The organism is Streptococcus sp. 2018110 (assembly GCF_019754115.1).
GTDB classification, from domain to species: Bacteria; Bacillota; Bacilli; order Lactobacillales; family Streptococcaceae; genus Streptococcus; species Streptococcus hashimotonensis.
In genome coordinates this window covers 12,132-30,956 of record NZ_JAIJZO010000019.1, presented here as the reverse complement: position 1 = coordinate 30,956, position 18,825 = coordinate 12,132, and the positions used below count along the sequence as shown (strand labels likewise).

16 protein-coding genes are annotated in these 18,825 nt (G+C 40.1%); 5 read left to right on the top strand and 11 right to left on the bottom strand.

Features of this window, described 5'->3' with window-relative positions:
• Positions 1–172 precede the first annotated feature (172 nt).
• From K5Q34_RS09955 to K5Q34_RS09935, 5 genes are all read left to right on the top strand, one after another.
• Positions 173–1,225, top strand: a complete 1,053-nt coding sequence (locus K5Q34_RS09955; protein WP_221864930.1) for a bifunctional glycosyltransferase family 2/GtrA family protein — start codon at positions 173–175, stop codon at positions 1,223–1,225.
• Positions 1,212–2,150 (top strand): phosphodiester glycosidase family protein, encoded by a 939-nt coding sequence (locus tag K5Q34_RS09950; RefSeq protein ID WP_205028437.1) that lies wholly within the window; start codon positions 1,212–1,214, stop codon positions 2,148–2,150. Before K5Q34_RS09955 ends, K5Q34_RS09950 begins: the two co-directional genes overlap by 14 nt.
• Positions 2,125–2,541: a hypothetical protein gene (locus K5Q34_RS09945; protein WP_205028438.1), complete on the top strand. Its 417-nt coding sequence runs from the start codon at positions 2,125–2,127 to the stop codon at positions 2,539–2,541. The genes K5Q34_RS09950 and K5Q34_RS09945 overlap by 26 nt, the downstream gene beginning before the upstream one ends.
• A gap of 160 nt (positions 2,542–2,701) precedes the next feature.
• Entirely contained in the window at positions 2,702–4,417 is a 1,716-nt protein-coding gene (gene ilvD / locus K5Q34_RS09940) for a dihydroxy-acid dehydratase (protein ID WP_221864929.1), read from the top strand.
• A 50-nt stretch (positions 4,418–4,467) separates the two neighbouring features.
• On the top strand, positions 4,468–4,854 hold the full coding sequence (locus K5Q34_RS09935; RefSeq protein WP_221864928.1) for a DUF6176 family protein: 387 nt from the start codon (positions 4,468–4,470) through the stop codon (positions 4,852–4,854).
• Between the two features lie 382 nt (positions 4,855–5,236).
• On the opposite strand, the gene K5Q34_RS09930 is transcribed toward K5Q34_RS09935, so the two are convergent.
• From K5Q34_RS09930 to K5Q34_RS09880, 11 genes are all read right to left on the bottom strand, one after another.
• A complete protein-coding gene (locus K5Q34_RS09930) occupies positions 5,237–5,578 on the bottom strand; it encodes a metal-sulfur cluster assembly factor (protein WP_024406534.1) in 342 nt (113 codons plus the stop codon).
• A gap of 128 nt (positions 5,579–5,706) precedes the next feature.
• A complete protein-coding gene (locus tag K5Q34_RS09925) occupies positions 5,707–5,871 on the bottom strand; it encodes a hypothetical protein (protein WP_153308473.1) in 165 nt (54 codons plus the stop codon).
• A gap of 12 nt (positions 5,872–5,883) precedes the next feature.
• Positions 5,884–7,197, bottom strand: coding sequence for an accessory Sec system glycosylation chaperone GtfB (gene gtfB / locus K5Q34_RS09920; RefSeq protein ID WP_221864927.1), 1,314 nt, complete (start codon positions 7,195–7,197; stop codon positions 5,884–5,886).
• A gap of 3 nt (positions 7,198–7,200) precedes the next feature.
• Positions 7,201–8,700 carry an accessory Sec system glycosyltransferase GtfA gene (gene gtfA, locus K5Q34_RS09915; RefSeq protein WP_029171037.1) on the bottom strand — a complete coding sequence of 500 codons (1,500 nt, stop codon included), beginning with the start codon at positions 8,698–8,700 and terminating at the stop codon, positions 7,201–7,203.
• 19 nt (positions 8,701–8,719) lie between these two features.
• Complete coding sequence (gene secA2, locus K5Q34_RS09910) at positions 8,720–11,110, bottom strand: accessory Sec system translocase SecA2 (protein ID WP_221864926.1); 2,391 nt, start codon at positions 11,108–11,110, stop codon at positions 8,720–8,722.
• Positions 11,100–11,669 carry an accessory Sec system protein Asp3 gene (gene asp3 / locus K5Q34_RS09905; protein ID WP_024406530.1) on the bottom strand — a complete coding sequence of 190 codons (570 nt, stop codon included), beginning with the start codon at positions 11,667–11,669 and terminating at the stop codon, positions 11,100–11,102. Before asp3 ends, secA2 begins: the two co-directional genes overlap by 11 nt.
• Before the next feature lie 5 nt (positions 11,670–11,674).
• A complete protein-coding gene (gene asp2 / locus K5Q34_RS09900) occupies positions 11,675–13,237 on the bottom strand; it encodes an accessory Sec system protein Asp2 (RefSeq protein ID WP_221864925.1) in 1,563 nt (520 codons plus the stop codon).
• Complete coding sequence (gene asp1, locus K5Q34_RS09895) at positions 13,234–14,805, bottom strand: accessory Sec system protein Asp1 (protein WP_221864924.1); 1,572 nt, start codon at positions 14,803–14,805, stop codon at positions 13,234–13,236. Before asp1 ends, asp2 begins: the two co-directional genes overlap by 4 nt.
• Positions 14,806–14,815: 10 nt before the next feature.
• A complete protein-coding gene (gene secY2, locus K5Q34_RS09890; protein ID WP_105151081.1) occupies positions 14,816–16,072 on the bottom strand; it encodes an accessory Sec system protein translocase subunit SecY2 in 1,257 nt (418 codons plus the stop codon).
• 132 nt (positions 16,073–16,204) lie between these two features.
• Positions 16,205–17,083, bottom strand: a complete 879-nt coding sequence (locus tag K5Q34_RS09885) for a glycosyltransferase family 2 protein (protein ID WP_105151080.1) — start codon at positions 17,081–17,083, stop codon at positions 16,205–16,207.
• Complete coding sequence (locus K5Q34_RS09880; RefSeq protein WP_024406525.1) at positions 17,083–18,822, bottom strand: SP_1767 family glycosyltransferase; 1,740 nt, start codon at positions 18,820–18,822, stop codon at positions 17,083–17,085. Before K5Q34_RS09880 ends, K5Q34_RS09885 begins: the two co-directional genes overlap by 1 nt.
• Between the last annotated feature and the right edge of the window lie 3 nt (positions 18,823–18,825).

The window sequence follows — 18,825 nt, the reverse complement described above, 5'->3', positions numbered from 1 at the left end:
AGAATGTCAAGGAATTTTCTGAAAATTCCTACATTTGTTCGTTTTCTTAACGATTTCCTAACATTTTCTTAAGCAAAACTTAAGCAAACCCCTTGACTGGCTTGGTTTTAGCTTGCTTTTAGAAAACTTCAGTATAGTAGTCCCAACAAGAAAAATAAATGAGGTTTAGGATATGTATTATGTAGTGATACCGGCTTACCAGCCAGATGAAAAATTAATCCAACTATTAGAAATAATGAAAAACAGGCTAAATTGTCAGGTCATCGTTGTGGATGATGGTAGTACTGGCGCATCCAAAAATATTCTTGAAATCGCCAAAACCTATGCGATTGTTCTACACCATGATGTCAATAAAGGAAAAGGCCAAGCCTTGCGAACAGCCTTTAGTTTCATCCAAGATTTGAGAAAACCAGGTGTTATCGTAACTGCTGACGCAGATGGTCAACACGCTGTAAATGATATTGACCGTGTCGCACGCGCCGCCATGAATCTACCAAGCCGCCTCATCCTTGGCGTCCGTCAATTTACTAAGGACATCCCGCTCCGTAGCCGATTTGGTAACAAACTAACCAGAGTATTGTTTAGATTGCAAACTGGTGTCAATGTGTCCGATACGCAAACAGGCTTGCGTGGATTCCATACTGACTTAATTCCATTCATGTTAGATATTGAAGGCGATTGCTATGAGTACGAGATGAACATGTTAACTCAGGCAAGTCAACGCTATAAAATTACGGAAGTTCCAATCCAAACCATTTATATCGATGATAATGCCAGTTCGCATTTTCGTCCCATAAAAGATGGACTGCTCGTTTACAAAAATCTCTTCAAATTTGCCCTGGCATCTTTTGGTGGATTTCTAGTTGACTACGGAGTATATGCACTTGCCTTATTGCTACTCACTAGCTTACCAACTGCTCTACGCTTATTGGTCGCAAACACGATTGCTCGCTTTTGTAGTGCTACCTGTAATTTTGCACTTAATAAGAAATTAGTCTTTAACAATGAAGAGAGCATCGCACGAACAGGCGCAGGCTACTTTACACTAGCCCTTGTCCTCTTCCTTTGCGATACAGCCCTCCTCTATCTCTTCCACCAAATTCTAGGACTCAACCTCTACATTGTCAAACTTGCAGTTGGCATCCTCCTTTTCCTAGCTTCTTGGTTTGTTCAAAAGAATATTATTTTTAAAGAAAGGAAATCATTTTCCCATGAAATTGCTTAAAAAACCCTTTGCCTACGCATCCATCTTCGGAATGCTTTTGACAGGAGGCTTTACTTACTCCATGTTAAAAACCTTCGTGCTTTCCGAGGCTATCACAACGGTTGCTGCAAGCAATGCTACTTCTACGAGCGAGCAGAATACGACCACAGCTTCGTCTTCCACCACTGCCACAACAGCAACCAATGTATCTACTACTGATACTAGTTACTCTGATGATAACATTCAGATAAATTTAGAGACGATTACCACCAATAACACAACTGTTTACGTCGCAGATATTCAAGTCAGCTCACCCGAGTATTTAAAAACAGCACTTGCACAAAACACTTACGGTACAAACGTAACAGCTAAAACCTCAGAAACAGCGGCAGCAAACAATGCCATTCTAGCGGTTAACGGTGACTACTACGGAGCCAACTCAACTGGTTATGTTATTAAGAATGGGGTTCTGTATCGAGACACCGTTCGGGACAATGCATCTTATGGCGACTTGGCCATCTACGCAGACGGCTCGTTTGAGGTCATTTATGAAAATGAGATTACCGCCCAAGAATTGATTGACAAGGGCGTTGTCAACCTCTTAGCATTTGGTCCATCATTGGTCGAAAACGGCGAAATTGTCGTTGATACTTCAACAGAAGTCGGACGTGCAATGTCATCCAACCCTCGTTCTGCTATCGGGATTATCGATGAAAATCATTATATCATCGTCGTAGCAGATGGACGTACATCTGAAAGCGAAGGACTCTCTCTCTATCAATTGGCAGAAGTTATGAAACAATATGGTGCTCAAACTGCCTACAACCTTGATGGCGGTGGTTCATCTACTCTTTACTTCAACGGTCAAGTGATTAACAACCCAACAACAAATGGAAATACTATCTCAGAAAGGGCGGTGAGTGACATTGTCTACATCGGTTACTAATTCAACTACAAGAGTTTCAAGAACATTTATCTCCTACTTAGCAATAACAGCTTTCCTGTTTATTTTCAGTCGAATCTATGAAAGTCTCAGCTATGGCGAAGTCTCTGTCTTTATGCATTATATGTTCTGTGTACCATTAATAGGCGGAGCTGTGCTACTCGGTCTGCTGCAACTTATACCTACTCTTTCACGTCTCTCCTATAATTTGTGGAATTCTGGCGTTGCAACTACTACAACTGGTTGTCTTCTCCGAGGCATTATCAACCTATCTGGACGCTCAACTACCTTAGATCAACCTTATTGGTACATCGGCGCAGCCTTCCTAGTTCTATCCTTAGTCGGTCTTTTCATCAATCCATCCGCAAACAATCGTCGAAAAACGACCACTTAATCTACAAATAAATGATAAGGGCACTTAAAATTCTTAGGTGCCTTTTACTGTAGAATGAATTGTTGAAAAATTCGGAAATTTCCAATTATTTATCAAATCTTTTATCGTTTCTTTCATATCTATGATATAATGGGTAAAATAAGATAGGGAGAAGAAAATTATGACCGATACAAACAAACTAAAAAACCTCCGTCATCGTAGTTCCGTCTACGATTCGATGGTTAAATCACCTAACCGTGCTATGTTACGAGCAACAGGAATGACCGACGATAGCTTTGAAAAGCCTATTGTTGGGGTTATTTCGACATGGGCTGAAAATACACCCTGTAACATGCACCTTCATGACTTTGGAAAATTAGCCAAAGAAGGGGTTAAAGATGCAGGTGCCTGGCCTGTTCAATACGGTACCATCACCGTTGCAGACGGAATCGCCATGGGAACACCTGGTATGCGCTTCTCCTTGACTTCCCGTGACATCATAGCCGACTCTATTGAGGCAGCTATGGGAGGGCACAACGTGGATGCCTTTGTCGCAATCGGTGGCTGTGATAAAAACATGCCTGGTTCTATGATTGCTATCGCCAATATGGACATTCCTGCCGTATTCGCCTACGGTGGAACCATCGCACCAGGTAACCTCAACGGTAAAGATATTGACTTGGTTTCTGTCTTCGAAGGAATCGGAAAATGGAACAATGGCGACTTAACTGCTGAAGAAGTTCGTCAGATTGAGTGTAATGCCTGTCCTGGACCTGGTGGTTGTGGTGGTATGTATACTGCCAATACCATGGCTACTGCCATTGAGGTAATGGGCATGTCTATTCCTGGATCTTCTTCTCACCCTGCTGAATCTCCTGAGAAGAAGGCTGATATTGAAGAAGCTGGTCGTGCTGTTGTACGCATGCTAGAACTTGGCATCAAACCATCTGACATTATGACTCGTGAAGCCTTTGAAGATGCTATTACAGTCACAATGGCTCTGGGGGGCTCAACCAACGCTACGCTCCATCTTCTAGCCATCGCCCATGCTGCTAATGTTGAATTAACATTGGAAGATTTCAACGATTTCCAAGAACGAGTACCTCACCTAGCTGACCTAAAACCATCTGGTAAATATGTCTTCCAAGACCTCTATAATGTCGGCGGTGTCCCTGCGGTTATGAAATACTTGCTCAAAAACGGCTTCCTTCATGGCGACCGCATCACATGTACAGGTAAAACCGTTGCTGAAAACCTAGAGAATTTTGCAGACTTGACTCCAGGTCAAGAGGTCATCATGCCACTTGAAAATCCAAAACGTGCAGATGGCCCACTCATCATCCTCAAAGGTAACCTTGCTCCTGAAGGTGCCGTTGCCAAGGTTTCTGGTGTGAAAGTCCGCAACCATACAGGTCCAGCCAAAGTCTTTGATTCTGAAGAAGAAGCTATCGAAGCCGTCTTGACTGACGAAATCGTAGATGGCGATGTAGTCGTTGTCCGCTATGTTGGACCAAAAGGTGGTCCTGGTATGCCTGAAATGCTATCCCTTTCTTCCATAATTGTCGGAAAAGGCCAAGGTGACAAGGTAGCCCTTCTAACAGACGGTCGTTTCTCTGGTGGTACCTATGGACTGGTTGTTGGACACATCGCACCTGAAGCTCAGGATGGTGGACCAATTGCCTACCTCCGTACAGGTGATTTGGTGACGGTTGACCAAGATACCAAAGAAATCACCATGCACGTTTCTGACAAAGAAATCGAAGAACGCAAGAAAACAACTGTCATTCCACCACTCTACTCTCGTGGTGTTCTCGGTAAATACGCCCACACCGTATCCTCTGCCTCAAAAGGAGCCGTTACCGACTTCTGGAGACCAGAACGTACGGGGAAAAAATAAGGAACTCAACGACCCTGTCCTCGTGGCAGGGTTTTCCAAAAGGAGAAAAAATGAAACTAAACGTCGAACTCTCCCGCTTTCGAGTCAAAGAAGGGAAAACTGCCAAAGTAGATGAATGGATGGCCTTTCTCAACGAGCACATGGAAGACACCCTCCTCACTCTTGAAGGAGAGAAAATGTATGTCGAAACCATCTTCCGTGAGGTATTGGATGGACGCGAATACCTCTATTGGTACTCTGTCCAAGCCGAAGGAGGGGTTGAAGTCGAAGATTCAGAATCCTATATTGATAAAAAACACATGGAATTTTGGGAAGAATGCATCGACCCGAGCTATGGCATGGTCGATTTGGATCCGCAAGTTATCATGATTCCAAAGCCTGTTTATGAAACCATGGAAGAATTAGACAGACAATACGATGAAACATTTAAAAAGTGAGGCTGGACAGAAAGTCCAGCCTCACTTTTCAGAGTTCGTGTCAACATCTCAGCGCAGTGGTTGATTGGCTTTAACAGTCCACTGGACTGTTAAAGGTTGGAGATAAGATTTGCAAAGCAAATCTCAGCCATTCGTGTTTTACACTCCAAAACTGACCATTACGACTGTTGCGAACAGAGTTCGCTTTATCTCCAACCTCAAACTGTCTGGGAGACAGTTTTGTAGCGAACTCTGTTCGCCCTATCTCCAGCCCCCGAACCTTTGGAGCTATGCGGGGGTGGGAGTGAAATAGTCCAGTGGACTATTTTAGCCCGAACCAACATATTTGGAAGCGAGGGGAACTCTTTTGATCGTCGAGTTCTTTCCAGCTCCCATTTTCTTTTTATTTCGGACTGATACCAAGCGTAATACGTCCGAGACGGCTGATACGGGTCATCTTCCAAGCAGGAGACCAGACAATCTCTACCTGTGCATCGTTTATACCATCAATCGTTTTCAAGGCTGCAACCAATTCACCAGGCATTGTATCCGCACATGAACAACCTGAATCTGTAAAGGTCATGACAACCTTACAAAAACCAGCTTCATCTAAATGAATCTCATAAATCAAACCCAAATTGTAGATGTCTAGCTCAATTTCAGGATCGTAAATGGATTCTAAAACCTCTATCAACTGTTCTGATACAGTTAAGGCTCGTTCATTAATCTGAATATCTTCTCTCATTAGCTTTCTCATCTTTCTAATTTGTATCATTTTCTCATATTTTTTATCATTTTTCAAGAAAAATTTGCAAATTCTGAATATTCAAAAAAGAGGTTTGATTGAAACCTCTTTTTAATGATTAGCCTTCTCTAGAATCGACGTAATAGAGAATAGAGAATGGCTAGTGTAACTAAGAAAATGATGGTTTTATAGAAAAGACCTCGTCTTTTCTTATCCGGTTTTGGTTCAACGTAACGAGCTTCTTGAATTTGTTGAGTGATTTCATCTTCTAATAGTTGATTTTTTTTTGTCATCAAAAGCCTCCCCTAGCCTAAGATAGCTACATAGTTTTCTACAAATTCATTACTTGTATGAGTGCGCTGTTCAACGACCTTGTCAGTCAGTCGCCCAGCATTCGCATTCAGTAGTTCTACTAATTTGTGTGGTTCTGCCTGTGGTACAATATGATCTTTAATGATTAACGAAGCATTATGAACAGTATTTTCAAAAGCAAAAATCACCATGTTTTGCTCAAAGGCTTTCCGAACCACTTCCATTACTTGACTTCCATGATTGATGTCCAAATAGATGTCACAGGTATCATATAATCGTTCAAGCGCCCTTTGTGAAATATTTGGGTAAAGTTGAACATTGTCCTTGGTATCAAAAGCCATCAAACGCTGTGACATTTCAGTCAAGGCAGCAATATGGAATTTGAAATTCGGCAGAGAAGTCGTCAAATAGTCCAGTTGCTCAATCTGATCCGAGTTTGTAAAAATGAAAATGTCTTGCCGGTTCTGATTCTCACGTCTTTGAGGGTAGATATAGCCAAGATACACTAACTTTTCAGCCTGTTCTGCAGGCAGAAGCGTCCGCATCTTGTCAAAAGTAGCCTTATCCTGAACCACGACGGTCTGGGTGCGTTGAATCGCACTAGCCAGTAAAATTTTCATATTACCAGGAATGTCATCTCCTATCGTTTCCTGCCAGAAAAGAATATCCTGTCCTGGTTGTGGCATATTGTAAGATAGGAAAAAAGGAGTCGACAGGGAATTATACCAAATTTGCGAAGTGTCCCAGCCCATCTCTTTAAAGTAGTGTTTTAAAAATGCTACACGATTTTCAAAAAAATGAGTCTTTCCTTGCCAATTTAGGATAACATCGCCAGTCATAAAGTTTTCTACAATGACTTCCAAGCCTTCGCGAGTAAAATAACTACGCGTTGTTGCCTTTTGTTCTGCAGTAAAATAGGTCCGAGCATAGAGCCAGCCATATTGATTGTAATGGTCTGTAAAACGAACTTTTTCATTCTTATCCATCCAATCAACATTCTTCACATGTCGTAAATGCTTGGGCTCTGCATAGAAAATTTTCGCACGTTTTTCGCTATATTCCCAGATTTCTCCCTCACCGTTAGTCCCTGTAATTTCCCAGAATGATGGCACCTTTATCTGATTAAAATAAAGAGGTTTTCCGTGACCGGCTTCCATCTGGCAATAGTATGAATAAACGGATGTCACACCTTCTGGCAAAAAACCATCATCGTTGATGGCAACAGTAGAGCCTGTAAGCCCTGCTTGCTTCAAGGAGTAGTACAAATCTTGACTAGCTGTATGAAAATAATCAAATAATAAAATCATCGCTTACACCTCCTCGATAAATGTTTGCCAAGCTTCTTCTAGACGACTGGTTAGAAATTCTTCTGCACGCTTGTAAGAAGCCTGATGCCAGGCATCCAATTGGTTAGATTGATACAGTTGAATCAAGCGCTTCGCAAATTCTTGTGCATAGATAATGGCATCATCTGGGTCCTGTCTCGGAATAAGAGAACCGTTTTTTTCATTTTCAACAAAGGTTTGGTTCCCGTACGGAACATCCAGACCAATAATCGGCAAACCTGAGCCGATAGCTTCCATCAGAGTCAAACCGAAGCCTTCACTAGTTGAGGCTGTCAGATATACTTGATACTGCTGATAAATATCAGTCAAATCATGGTGCCCCTTGAGATGAATATAACTTTGCGCTTGATGTTGCTCAATCATGCTTGCCAACTTCGATTGCTGACCACCAGCACCATAAATATCAAATGTTAGGTCAGGTAGTTGCTTCTGCGCTAAGACGACACCCTCAACTAACCAATCAATATGTTTTTCTGCAGCTAAACGTGAACAGGTAAGAAGCGAGAATGGCCGTCTTCCTTCGGCTGAATGACGCAATTTATCTAAACTACCGACTGGCAAGACAAAAATAGCTGGATCTAAATTTGTATATTTTTTAAATTGAGCAGACAGCGTATCTTTCTGAGCCTGGGTGGATGTGATGAAGGCGTCAATTTTATCAGCATTGGTAAACTGATATTCATAATAATTATTCCAGAGAATGGTATCCTCTGTCATTGAATTAATGTTGTAGTGTTCTGCATGAATCACAACAGCAACCTTTGCAGCTCCCTTATGACGAAGAATAGCTTGACCTGTTCCCGTCGCTCGATCCACAAGAATAATATCTTGACTGGTCAACTGCAAACAATCCAACATATAGCCAATCAATTCTTCTTTTGAAAATAAAATCGTATCCTTGAAACGGAATAGAGACTTTTCACCGTCACAGTTTTCTTCATAGGCTACACTGCCATCTTCATTGAAGAATGTCCGTTGATACAACTTAGGCTGATTGTCTACAGGTGCATAGTATTCAGAGAACATTTTTGTATAACTAAAATAGTCTTTACGAATAAGTTTCCCTTTGGATAGGTATTCGACACGTTGCACATAGTCTGGGTGATCTTTTCTCAAAAAACCAACGGCTACAATGCCCTTTTCCTTATCTTCATAGCGGATAGAGTCATTGTTTTGTGAGATTTTAACCATACCAGATGATAAACTCGATTCAAACTGACCAATGGTATAGGTTGTCGATCTAGTTTTCACATCAGTAAAAAATCCATACAGCCATACTACTTCCTCATCTTGAAAACCAATATTAGCTGTATAATGTGCAAGGTTTTCACCTTGGAACATATCCGTAAAAATAAATTTACTGTCTTGCTGAATATTTCTTAGTATGCTCGCGCGATAGGCTTGAGCATACTCAACGCCACTACTGGCCCAACCGATACCTCGGTTGATATTGTAAATTGTCATTCACTTTCCTCACTTCACCTTATACAAAGTAAATAGAGAATCTTCCCTCTTTATCTACTTCGATAGTACTTAGCATGATATTACGTACAATTTTCTGCTGAATTTGTCGAGTCATTTCCTTGTAGGAGCGCAAAGATTCTTTGTAGTACTCGGAGACACTTCCTTTTTGTGCTGTTGAACGCGTCGTTATTACACCTTTCAACTGTTGCAGCGTATCTACCTCTTCAATCCAAGCTTCATCAATAGCCTTTAAAACTGCCAATCGATAAAATTCAGACATCCCCTCATGTGTTTGAACAATACGAGCTTTCTTCTTCATTTCCTTTTTAAAGATTAGAAAAAGTAGGTCCTCAATTTGGGTATCACTAGCAAGAAGCAAATCTTCAGGTATTTTCTTAAATTCGTAGGTAAAGTTGTCCAAAATATAGCGTCTCAATTGATGAGGGCTACGTTTGGGATGGGTCTGTAAGAAATCTCCAATGACTTCAAATACAATTTTCTCTACCTTGGCTGATAGATCCAGGTCTTCCAACATGAGCCTATCCCTAAGAGCATATACCTTATTCCGCTGAATGCGCATGCTCTCATCATATTCGATCGTAAAACGACGGGAACTAATCGCCCCATCCTCACTTTTTGTTTGAGCATGCGTAAGTGCACGTTTGAAGCGTTTCGATTTTAAGGGCTGTCCATAATTCCTTCGTTCGGTGTTGTTATTTTTCTTAAAGTACTTTTTAACCCACTCAGGTCCATTATTGACTAGCAACTCATCTTCCAATGAGACAAAAAATTGTGACATCCCCGGTTCACCCTGACGTCCTGAACGACCTCGCAACTGCCAGTCCATACGACTGTTGGGCATCCGCTCTGTTCCGATAACTGCTAACCCGCCAAGTTCAGCCACTCCTTGACCAAGTTTGATGTCCGTTCCACGACCAGCCATAATAGTTGCACAAGTCACAGTTCCATATTGTCCCGCTTCTTGAATAATAAGCGCCTCTTTGGCAACATTATTAGCTGTAAGGGTACTATGCGGAATTCCTTCTTGCAACAACATCTTGGAATAAATTTGCGTGATTTCTACAGTTCCTGAAATTAACAATACAGGCTGCCCCTTCGCATGAAGTTTTTTTACCATTTCAATGGTGGCATATAACTTCTCTGGTAGGGTGGCATATATCTTATCCGGGTAGTCAATGCGCTGGGTCGGTTTATTTGTCGGAATGGAAACTACAGGAACATGATAAGTTTCAATCAATTCATCTTCAGCCTGATGTCCAGTTCCAGTCATTCCTGCGATTTTCGGAAACATGTTAAATAGACTCTGATAGGTGACTGAGCCCATCGCTCGACTTTCCTTAGTCTTCTTAACCTTTTCTTTTGTCTCGATAGCTTGGTGAATACCGGATTGCAAACGTGTTCCTTCTAACACCCGGCCTGTCCGATTATCCAACAGTTTGATTTCATCATCCTGCACGACATAATCAAAGTTTTTCCGATAAAGATAATGAGCGCGGAGAGCCAAGTTAATATGGCGATTCAACTCCCAACTTTCAGATGAGTAGAGTTCATCTATATCAAAGTACGATTCTGCATAGTCATTCCCTTTATCTGTCAGATAAACTTCTTTTTTATCTGGGTCAAAAAAGAATTCCTCCCCTTCTTTTAAGGTTAGAATGAACTGATTACAAATATCAAATAGGTTTGATTGCACTCGTGGAAAACCCGAAATAATCAACGGTGTCTGAGCACTGTCTAGTAAGACGGCATCCGCCTCATCAACGATTACATAGTTAAAGTCTCGTAGGAATTTGCCTTCTGCAGATGACGCAAGATTATTAGAGAGATAATCGAAACCAAGTGTTGCACTAGTTGTATAGGTAATATCTGCCATATAGACACTTTCCCTATCTTCTTCTGAATCTTGATTCGTATCAGTATCTTCTTCCTTCGCACCAATCCCAACAGTCAAGCCTAGAAACTGATAGACTTTTCCCATTTCTTCCCCATCACGAACAGCGAGGTAGGCATTGGTGGTTACTAGTATCGCTCCCTTACCCATTAGTGCATTTAGGTAAAGGGGCATTGTTGCAGTTAGGGTCTTTCCTTCTCCGGTACGCATTTCTGCAATACAACCTTGGTGGAGGGCGATGCCTCCCATGACTTGAACTTCGTAAGGAAACTGCCCTAGTATGCGGTAGCAGGCTTCCCTCGCAGTTGCAAAAGCCTCTACCAACAAATCATCCAAAGTCTCCCCTTGTGCAAGGCGTTCTTTGAATTTTATTGTCTGACCAGAAAGCTCTTCATCGGTCATTTGGCGATACTCAGATTCTAGTTTAATAATTTTTTTAGTGATACGCCTAATTTTAAACAACCTAATTCTATTTAAAAAAGATAACCTATGGTTCACATTTATTTTCTCCGTAGCGCCTTGACTCCTGTATTAAACACTTCACAAATTCCACATCCTCTGGGTATCTCTCCCGAGCATAATACCCTCTAGCCACTTTCGGCAATCGAAATGATTTTCTTCCTTCCTTACAATAAAGAGCAAGGTGAGAGAATGCAACACTCTGACAGCCAGCACTCTTCAAAGAAATGGTATAGGTATAAGCATCCTGCGGAAACATAAATACCTCCTCATCTTTTTTTAAAATCATTAGTCCAATCGCCTCCCCTTGACGGTTGAAAAAATCTAACTGAAGGTACGCCCGTCCCTCCGGCTCTACCTGAAATTTTTGAACGATAGAGTACGTTGCCCCCGGCTTCAACAAGGGCAAATCAGGTGCCTTACGACTCTGTTGATAGTTAGTAGAAGATAACCATTTTTTAATAGTCTTTCCCGATGCAAATCTTTGATTTTCAAAATGTACCAGTTTACCTACACGGTGAATAACAGAACCATACAGATAGTCCAAACCACTCGCTGTATCCCCCCAATATATATTTTGAACCAAATACCCTTCCATTGGTCTCACTCCCTTCCAAAATCATTCTTCAGTATATCTCGATACTGAGCGCCAAACCATCGGTTTATCGCTCGGCTGTTGTCATTATGACGCCCTTCATATCCCTTCGCAAAAATATGAGCCTCCGTATTTGCTAAATGTTCTACCAACCGTTCCAAAGCTCGACCATCGTAATCATCTTGCTCCATATAGGCAATCGCAAATTTAGTTCGTGCAAAATCTACCGGGGCAAATGTATCCCAGAAATATTGATTAAAACGATCAATAGCCATTTGATCTGAACCACCAACAATATTTCTCATCATATCACCACTTGTTTCAAATTCATCTGGTCTTTTCAGCTTTAAATTAGCTACAGTATCTCCAAGATTTGTAAAAGGTTTGCCGACGACTACTGCATGTGGTTGAAAATGCGCTGCGTAATACAAGGCACCAAAAGCTCCCATGGATAATCCCGACAAGATTAACTGGTCCTTACGAAAACTCAAATAATCCAGAGCATTCTGTACCGCTGCTTTCACATAATTTTCCAATTCTTCCGTCCCTGAATAGAAACAACCTCCTTCAAGACGTGGATCCGCAAAGAGAATAAAAGGTACCTTCATCAACTTCATCATGCGGAAACCTTCAAATCCTTCTGCTCCGCGAAAACCTGAAAAATAAACATTTAAAGGCGGTTTCAAATCTCCGGGATTAAAATAAGAAAAAATCTCCTGCCTTCGACTATCCGAATAACGTGTCCCACCAAGTACAAACCTCCCCAAACCTTCTCTGGAATAACGCCAATGCGTGACGCCACATTTTAAACGTCCAGTACCTTTTGCTGCTAGTGAAACTGCATAATAGCCAATCATAGCATCACTTTCTAAAACATAGGGTTCTTGGAGCTGAGATTCTTCAATATAATAAGTTTTATAAATTTCTCCAATTGATCCTTTTACAAAAGCTGTAACTTCTAAACGGATATGACAATCTCCTGACTTTATATATTCAGGCCATAATTCTAATGACATAGAAAAGGATGGTAGATTCAAACGAAAAGTAAACAGGTTTTCAAAATCCGAACCAAAATCACCATCAAATACCACTCCAACATTTCCATCATAATGAACAGCTCCATTAAAATTAGGATTCACATCTATTTCTGGAATTTTTAACTTAGCTCCATATTGACCTCTAAATAGATTTTTTGACAAATAAGCTATCAGATCACTAGGCTTATCAAATTGTGGTACCTCTCGCAAAACTTTTTGACGACAGATCCCCATCGCTTCTTGTTCCGTAACAAAAACACCTTGTACTTTGAACAAGGAATAAGCCTCAATGGCATTGGAAAGCCCCTTAAGACTATCCTCTTTTACCGAAGATGTCAGTAAAACACCATCAAAATGCAGATGAGGTTGTTGTGATTTTTCTAGCTCTTCTACTGATAATTTTTCTAAGGCTGCAGTTTCTAACTGATGTAAAAATGCCGAAACTTGCTCTTCCTTTACCCAGTGCCATTCCACTGCTTCCGGCAAAACAACTCCTTCCGACCAGTCCTCTTCACCAATTTGCAATAACTTCATTGTCTATCTTCCAATAATTCTTTCCATTTTGCAATAATACGACCACCAGTATAGTCCCCCATTTTCTGAACAGCGTAAACCAGAGAACGATTCCAATTACTCAAACCATCAAAATAGAACTCAACTGCCTCTCCTATTTCTGTCACATCTTTGACAATCCAGCCATTTTCACCATGCGTTACATATTCTGTTGAGATACTATTAATTTGAGGAATGCCTGCACTAATACTAGCAATTTGCGTATATAAATGTGGAGTAAGACTTAAGTCAATAACTATCCTTGTCAGGTCTAACTCCTTAATAATTTGACTTTCATTTGTAAAAGCAGAAAAAGTAATAGCCGTCAATTCCAGCTTTTCATCTTCCTCTAGATTGTTTTCGCCAACACCCTCCGACACTGATGTGAAGCGTTCAAGAGAATGGTGTTGACGAATTTCCTCCAGCACTTCCTCCGACAATCTATCCAAGTGATGATTCGGTTCATAGGTAACTACATGAAGTTCTATGAGCGGATTAGCGGCCATTACGTTTAATAAAATCGATATCGCCGTACGATATACGGATTCTTCAATACCATCAATCAAAAAATAAATAAGCAATTCTTTCACCGTCTGGCTCTTTCCCAAACGAAGGCGGGTATCAAATGGCGTTACTCTCGTCACATTTCTAACTCCAAGAGAATGCTTATTGATCTCATCCAATAAAGCAACTTCCGTAGCTTCCGAATCTGTAACAACTAGACTAGCATCTTCTAGCACACGCTTCAGCGCTGATGTATCTGTCAAATCGAATCGGTATCCAAAAAAGGAGAAAATTTTTCTATAACCACTAAATTGCTGAATCATCAAATCATTATGTCTATGATCCGCTGCAATAACTAGGGTATCACTTGGCAATAACACTTTCTGCTTAAAAACAGTCAAACGCTCACGAAATAGCTCTTCCCAAGAATCATAAAATTTCTTTCGAAAGCTCTTGTCTGCTTCGGAATGAATTTCTATCCTATGCTGTTCTTCACTCAAATACTCACGTACCTGCCAGACACCAAATTCATTCAAATAATCCTGATGACTAGCTACCCCATTTGAAAAGTACTTTATGCTAGATAGAAAACCTCTATCATCAAAGAAAAACTGTTTTACATCTCGCCCCTCTTCCAAGAAATGAATACGAAGAAGATTTCCATCTTCTGCAAAATGTATATCTGCCAAGTGTTTATTACCCAGTCGCGCTATGACCATAAATGGTGTATAAGTAAAATTCACTCCATGCGGCCAACCTAACTCTTTAAACTGGATAGACCTTGTATCTTCTCTATGAATATTTTGAATATCATCAAAAAATGACCAATATTTACTATTCAGCAGATCCTGCTTATGTAAAAAATAACGTAACTGTGGTTGATAACAGAGAAGAATGAAAGCTGACTCCTCTTTAAAATCTTGAAACATCTTCATCTGGTTAATAGAATCGTCAAAACTCATACTCTCGAAAACACGAAACCATAGTGGCGCTTCTACAGACCATTGACGCTCACCACTATACCATGAAGGAATAAAATAATACATGTATGCTCCTCTAAATCAAATCACCGTACCGCTTCCACGTTAGCATAACATCAATTTGTTCAATAACTCCCAACATTAAGGTGGTTATGATATAAATATTATTAACCAACAAGGCAATCCCCACCTGTCCCGATTGCTTCCAAACAAAGACCATAGGAATCCCCCCAATTAAACAGGTATAGATTGCACCAATGACAGCCAACCTCCATATATAACTTTCAATATATTTCTTCGTCGCAAGACCGGGTCGAACTCCTTCTATAAAATCTCCATTCTTTTGCATTTCTTCCGCAATTTCACCTGAATCTAAATTAAAATAGGCAAATCCGATAGCGAGAATAAATAAGAGGAAAATATAAAAGAGAATTCCTGGTAAATCTGATAGTCCGAATTGCAGCGAAAGATCATGAATCCATTCTTGCTTAGGAAAAAATGTTCCTAGTGCAGAAAAAACAAGTGTTGGGAGGACCATCAATGTCATAGCATACATGAATGGCATCCCCCCTGCAGGTGTAATTTTAATAGGTATGTAAGTCTCTTCCGCCAGCGAACTGACAATCATAATCCTTCGAATTGGAATACGGTACTCTGCTCGATAAACTTTAATTGTAAGAGCAATCAGCAGACTAGAACCAAGACCAATCAATAATAATACAAGCATCCATTCGACTATACTGAAGCGACTACTCTTAATCAGCTGCACCACATTTGTCAAAAATGCTAATGTCATATTCGAAATAATAATGACAGATGCTCCTCCTATCCCTTTTCGGACATTTAGATTTGCTAACCACATCAAAACAAAGCTTCCTGCAACCATCACAACTATTGAAGTCAAACGCGGTAACCACTCGCTGTTCATTCCCAAAAACGAAACATTGTAAAAATCACTAGCATAGGTAAGGCCTAAAGATTGAATAAATGCAATAAGAAGCAATAAAAACATCTGACTAACATGGAGTTGTTTTCTAGTCCCCGTCTTTACTAAGTCAAACAGACTTAAAAAACGCCATAAAATCATACTTGTCATCCAAGGTGCAAGTCCTAGTGAAAATAAATTATATGTAGAAAAATTTCCTCCCGATACCATGGCGAGAGCATCCAATGAATTAGTTAAATTATAGCTGTGGACTACTCCAGGATGAAGCGGTAGAGTGCCTAGTGGAGTATACTTTCCCAGCATATAGACTAAAACAATCCCTATAGCCCAGATTATCTTCTTCAAAACTAAAGACCCTTGTATTTTTCTAACTAACTGTGCAAGCATTTTCTTCTCTTCAATCTTTCCATCATATCTGAAATACTATCTATTCTACACATAAGAATGATTCAAGTGTGCAATTTTATCAAATCAATCCGTCCTATGACTCACATCAGCCCAAGATAGATTCTTTCCACCTCAACGACTCCCCCACTTTTCCAGGATTGTTAGTATCTGCATGCATTTTTTGTACTCCTGCATTTGACCTGCTACTAAAAAACTTTCCTTGTGAAGTTGTAGCCTCCACTTATAAGCTATCAGTTCCTCTTTTATATCAAAACCAATCAGGCTGAGTAGTGTCACGCGCTCTTCTATACTCCGAAGCGGAAAAACCTGAGTCCTATTTACCGTCCTTGTAACACTTGTTGACCGTTTGCGGTGGTAATATAAAGCTACATTGCTAAAAACAATCCTATCTGCCACCAAGTATAATCTCCATGTTGTATAATCATCCTCCACTTGTTCGTCCTCTGGATAAGAAATATTCTCAAACAGTTCTGACTTATATAACTTCCCCCAAGGAACTGTAAAACATTGACTAAAGGCAAAATGACCATTGTACTCCTGCCTAAACCATTCCTGTGGGGTATAGACTGTTTGAAAGTAGTCTTCACTACGAATATGAAATGCAAAACTACTTTTTTCTTCTATAAACTGCGTAAAATTCACAATAGCAATATCCGCAGCTTGCTCCTTTAAAGAATAATATAAATATTCAATATAATTTGGTTCCAACCAATCATCATTATCAACAAAGAGAATGTAGTCTCCCGTGACCATGGACAGGGCTGTATTCCGAGCCGCTCCTACGCCACTACCGGGCATTTTGTGAACTAAGCGAATACGACTATCTATCTGGCGGTAAGACTCACAAATCTCTGCACTGTTATCAGTAGAGCCATCATTAACCAATATCAACTCTATATGTGAATAGGTTTGCTGAAGAATACTATCAATACACTGGTTTAAATAAATTCCTGCATTAAAAACCGGTACGATAACTGACACTTTCTCCATTAGTTCCCTTTCTTTTGATACGCTTCATAAAGTTCTAATTTTGTACAAATCATTCTGTACAATTCGATTTGTCCTGCATATAAAGCATCGCTTCGGCACTTCTTCAAGCGTCCGACATAAGATTCAATTTGTGCTGAAGGATCATAGCCCAATGCAACCAACAGAGTAATTCTTTCTTCTGCATTGGACACCATGGAAGCAATGTCCTTATTCATAGTCGTCCGCGATAAGCCTTCAGGACGTTGGGAATAAAAGTATAACCCCTCATTGATAAAATGAATTTGATTGGCTTTCAAGTATACCTTATATATTGTTGCATCATCTTCTCTCAAGCGCCCCACTGGATAACGAATCCCTTCGAACAATTCTCGCTTAAAAAGTTTTAAATGGGAGAACGTAAAAGCAAGATGCATGTTATACCGCATAGTTCCTTCTAGGTCTAACCATTCTTGTATCGTATAGATTTTCTGAAAATAATTATCTTGATTATGGTAAAACATAAAACTTTTTCTTTCTTCATTGAAGGAAGTAAAGTTTGTCGCAGCAATATCTGAACCTGTCTCAATAGCAGCGTCATACAAATGTTGAATGTAGTTTTCATCTACAAAGTCATCTGAATCAATGAAAGTAATATAAGTTCCCGTTGCCTCTTCGATTCCTCTATTGCGAGCCGCCGAGACCCCAGCATTTTCTTGATGAATGACTCGGATACGACTATCTTTTTGGGCATATTCTTCTAAAATAAAGGAAGAGCCATCTGTAGATCCATCATTAACCAATATCAGCTCCAAATTATTATACCGTTGTTTAAGCAAAGAGTCCAAGCAACGTGCGAGATAGGTTTTTACATTATAAACAGGGACAATCACACTAACCACTTCCGAAACCCTTGCCCCGTTTCCTGCTTCCCTAGGGATTTCTACCCCAACACATGACACAATTTGCTTAAAGTACTCATCATCAGCAACATCCTCAATATTTTCATCATAATTAAACTCTGCGGTATGCTTATGGGATAACTTCACTTTCGTCTGCGCATTCATCTTATACCATTCATATTCCGAATCAATATGTCCCAAATCAATTGCACGATAACCTCTTTTCGACAATTCCACTGTCAATAACTTAGCTGTAGGTCCAAGCATAAGAAGAATCAATTTTTCTTGACCATATTTCAAAATTTCATCTATAATTTGATCGTAAAAAGAAAAGGCATCATGAGACGGACAAATAATACGAGACACTGACTTAGCCTGAGCAAACAAATCGTTTCCCATACCTGAACGCGAAGTTACACCTTCAACTAACAAAATGTCTTTCCCACGCCAGAGTTCCTTAATTGCTTCAAAATATTCTCCTGATTGAGTTTTATCTTTCAAATCTATATACGGACGAGATAAGAAGGTAGAACCATACCAGTCTGACTGACACTCTTTCTCATAAAATTCATGGTACTTAGCAAAATGTTGCTCCCAAAAATAGCGTGCATTGCTATTATAACGCTCTATCTTTTGAAAAACATCGGGTAGACAAACCAGCAAATCCTTATCGCTTGGCGTCTGTAAAATGAATTTTAAGGCCCTAGCCAAATCATTATTGTAGGATTGATAAGGAATACTATTCCCCATAATTAAATCAATTTCACCATCTCCAAAACGGACAACTGAACTGTTATTTTCCTTAATATAGTTGAGACTTTCCAAAATGGTGAGCACTTTAATTTCTTCTAGTTTTTTCATAAT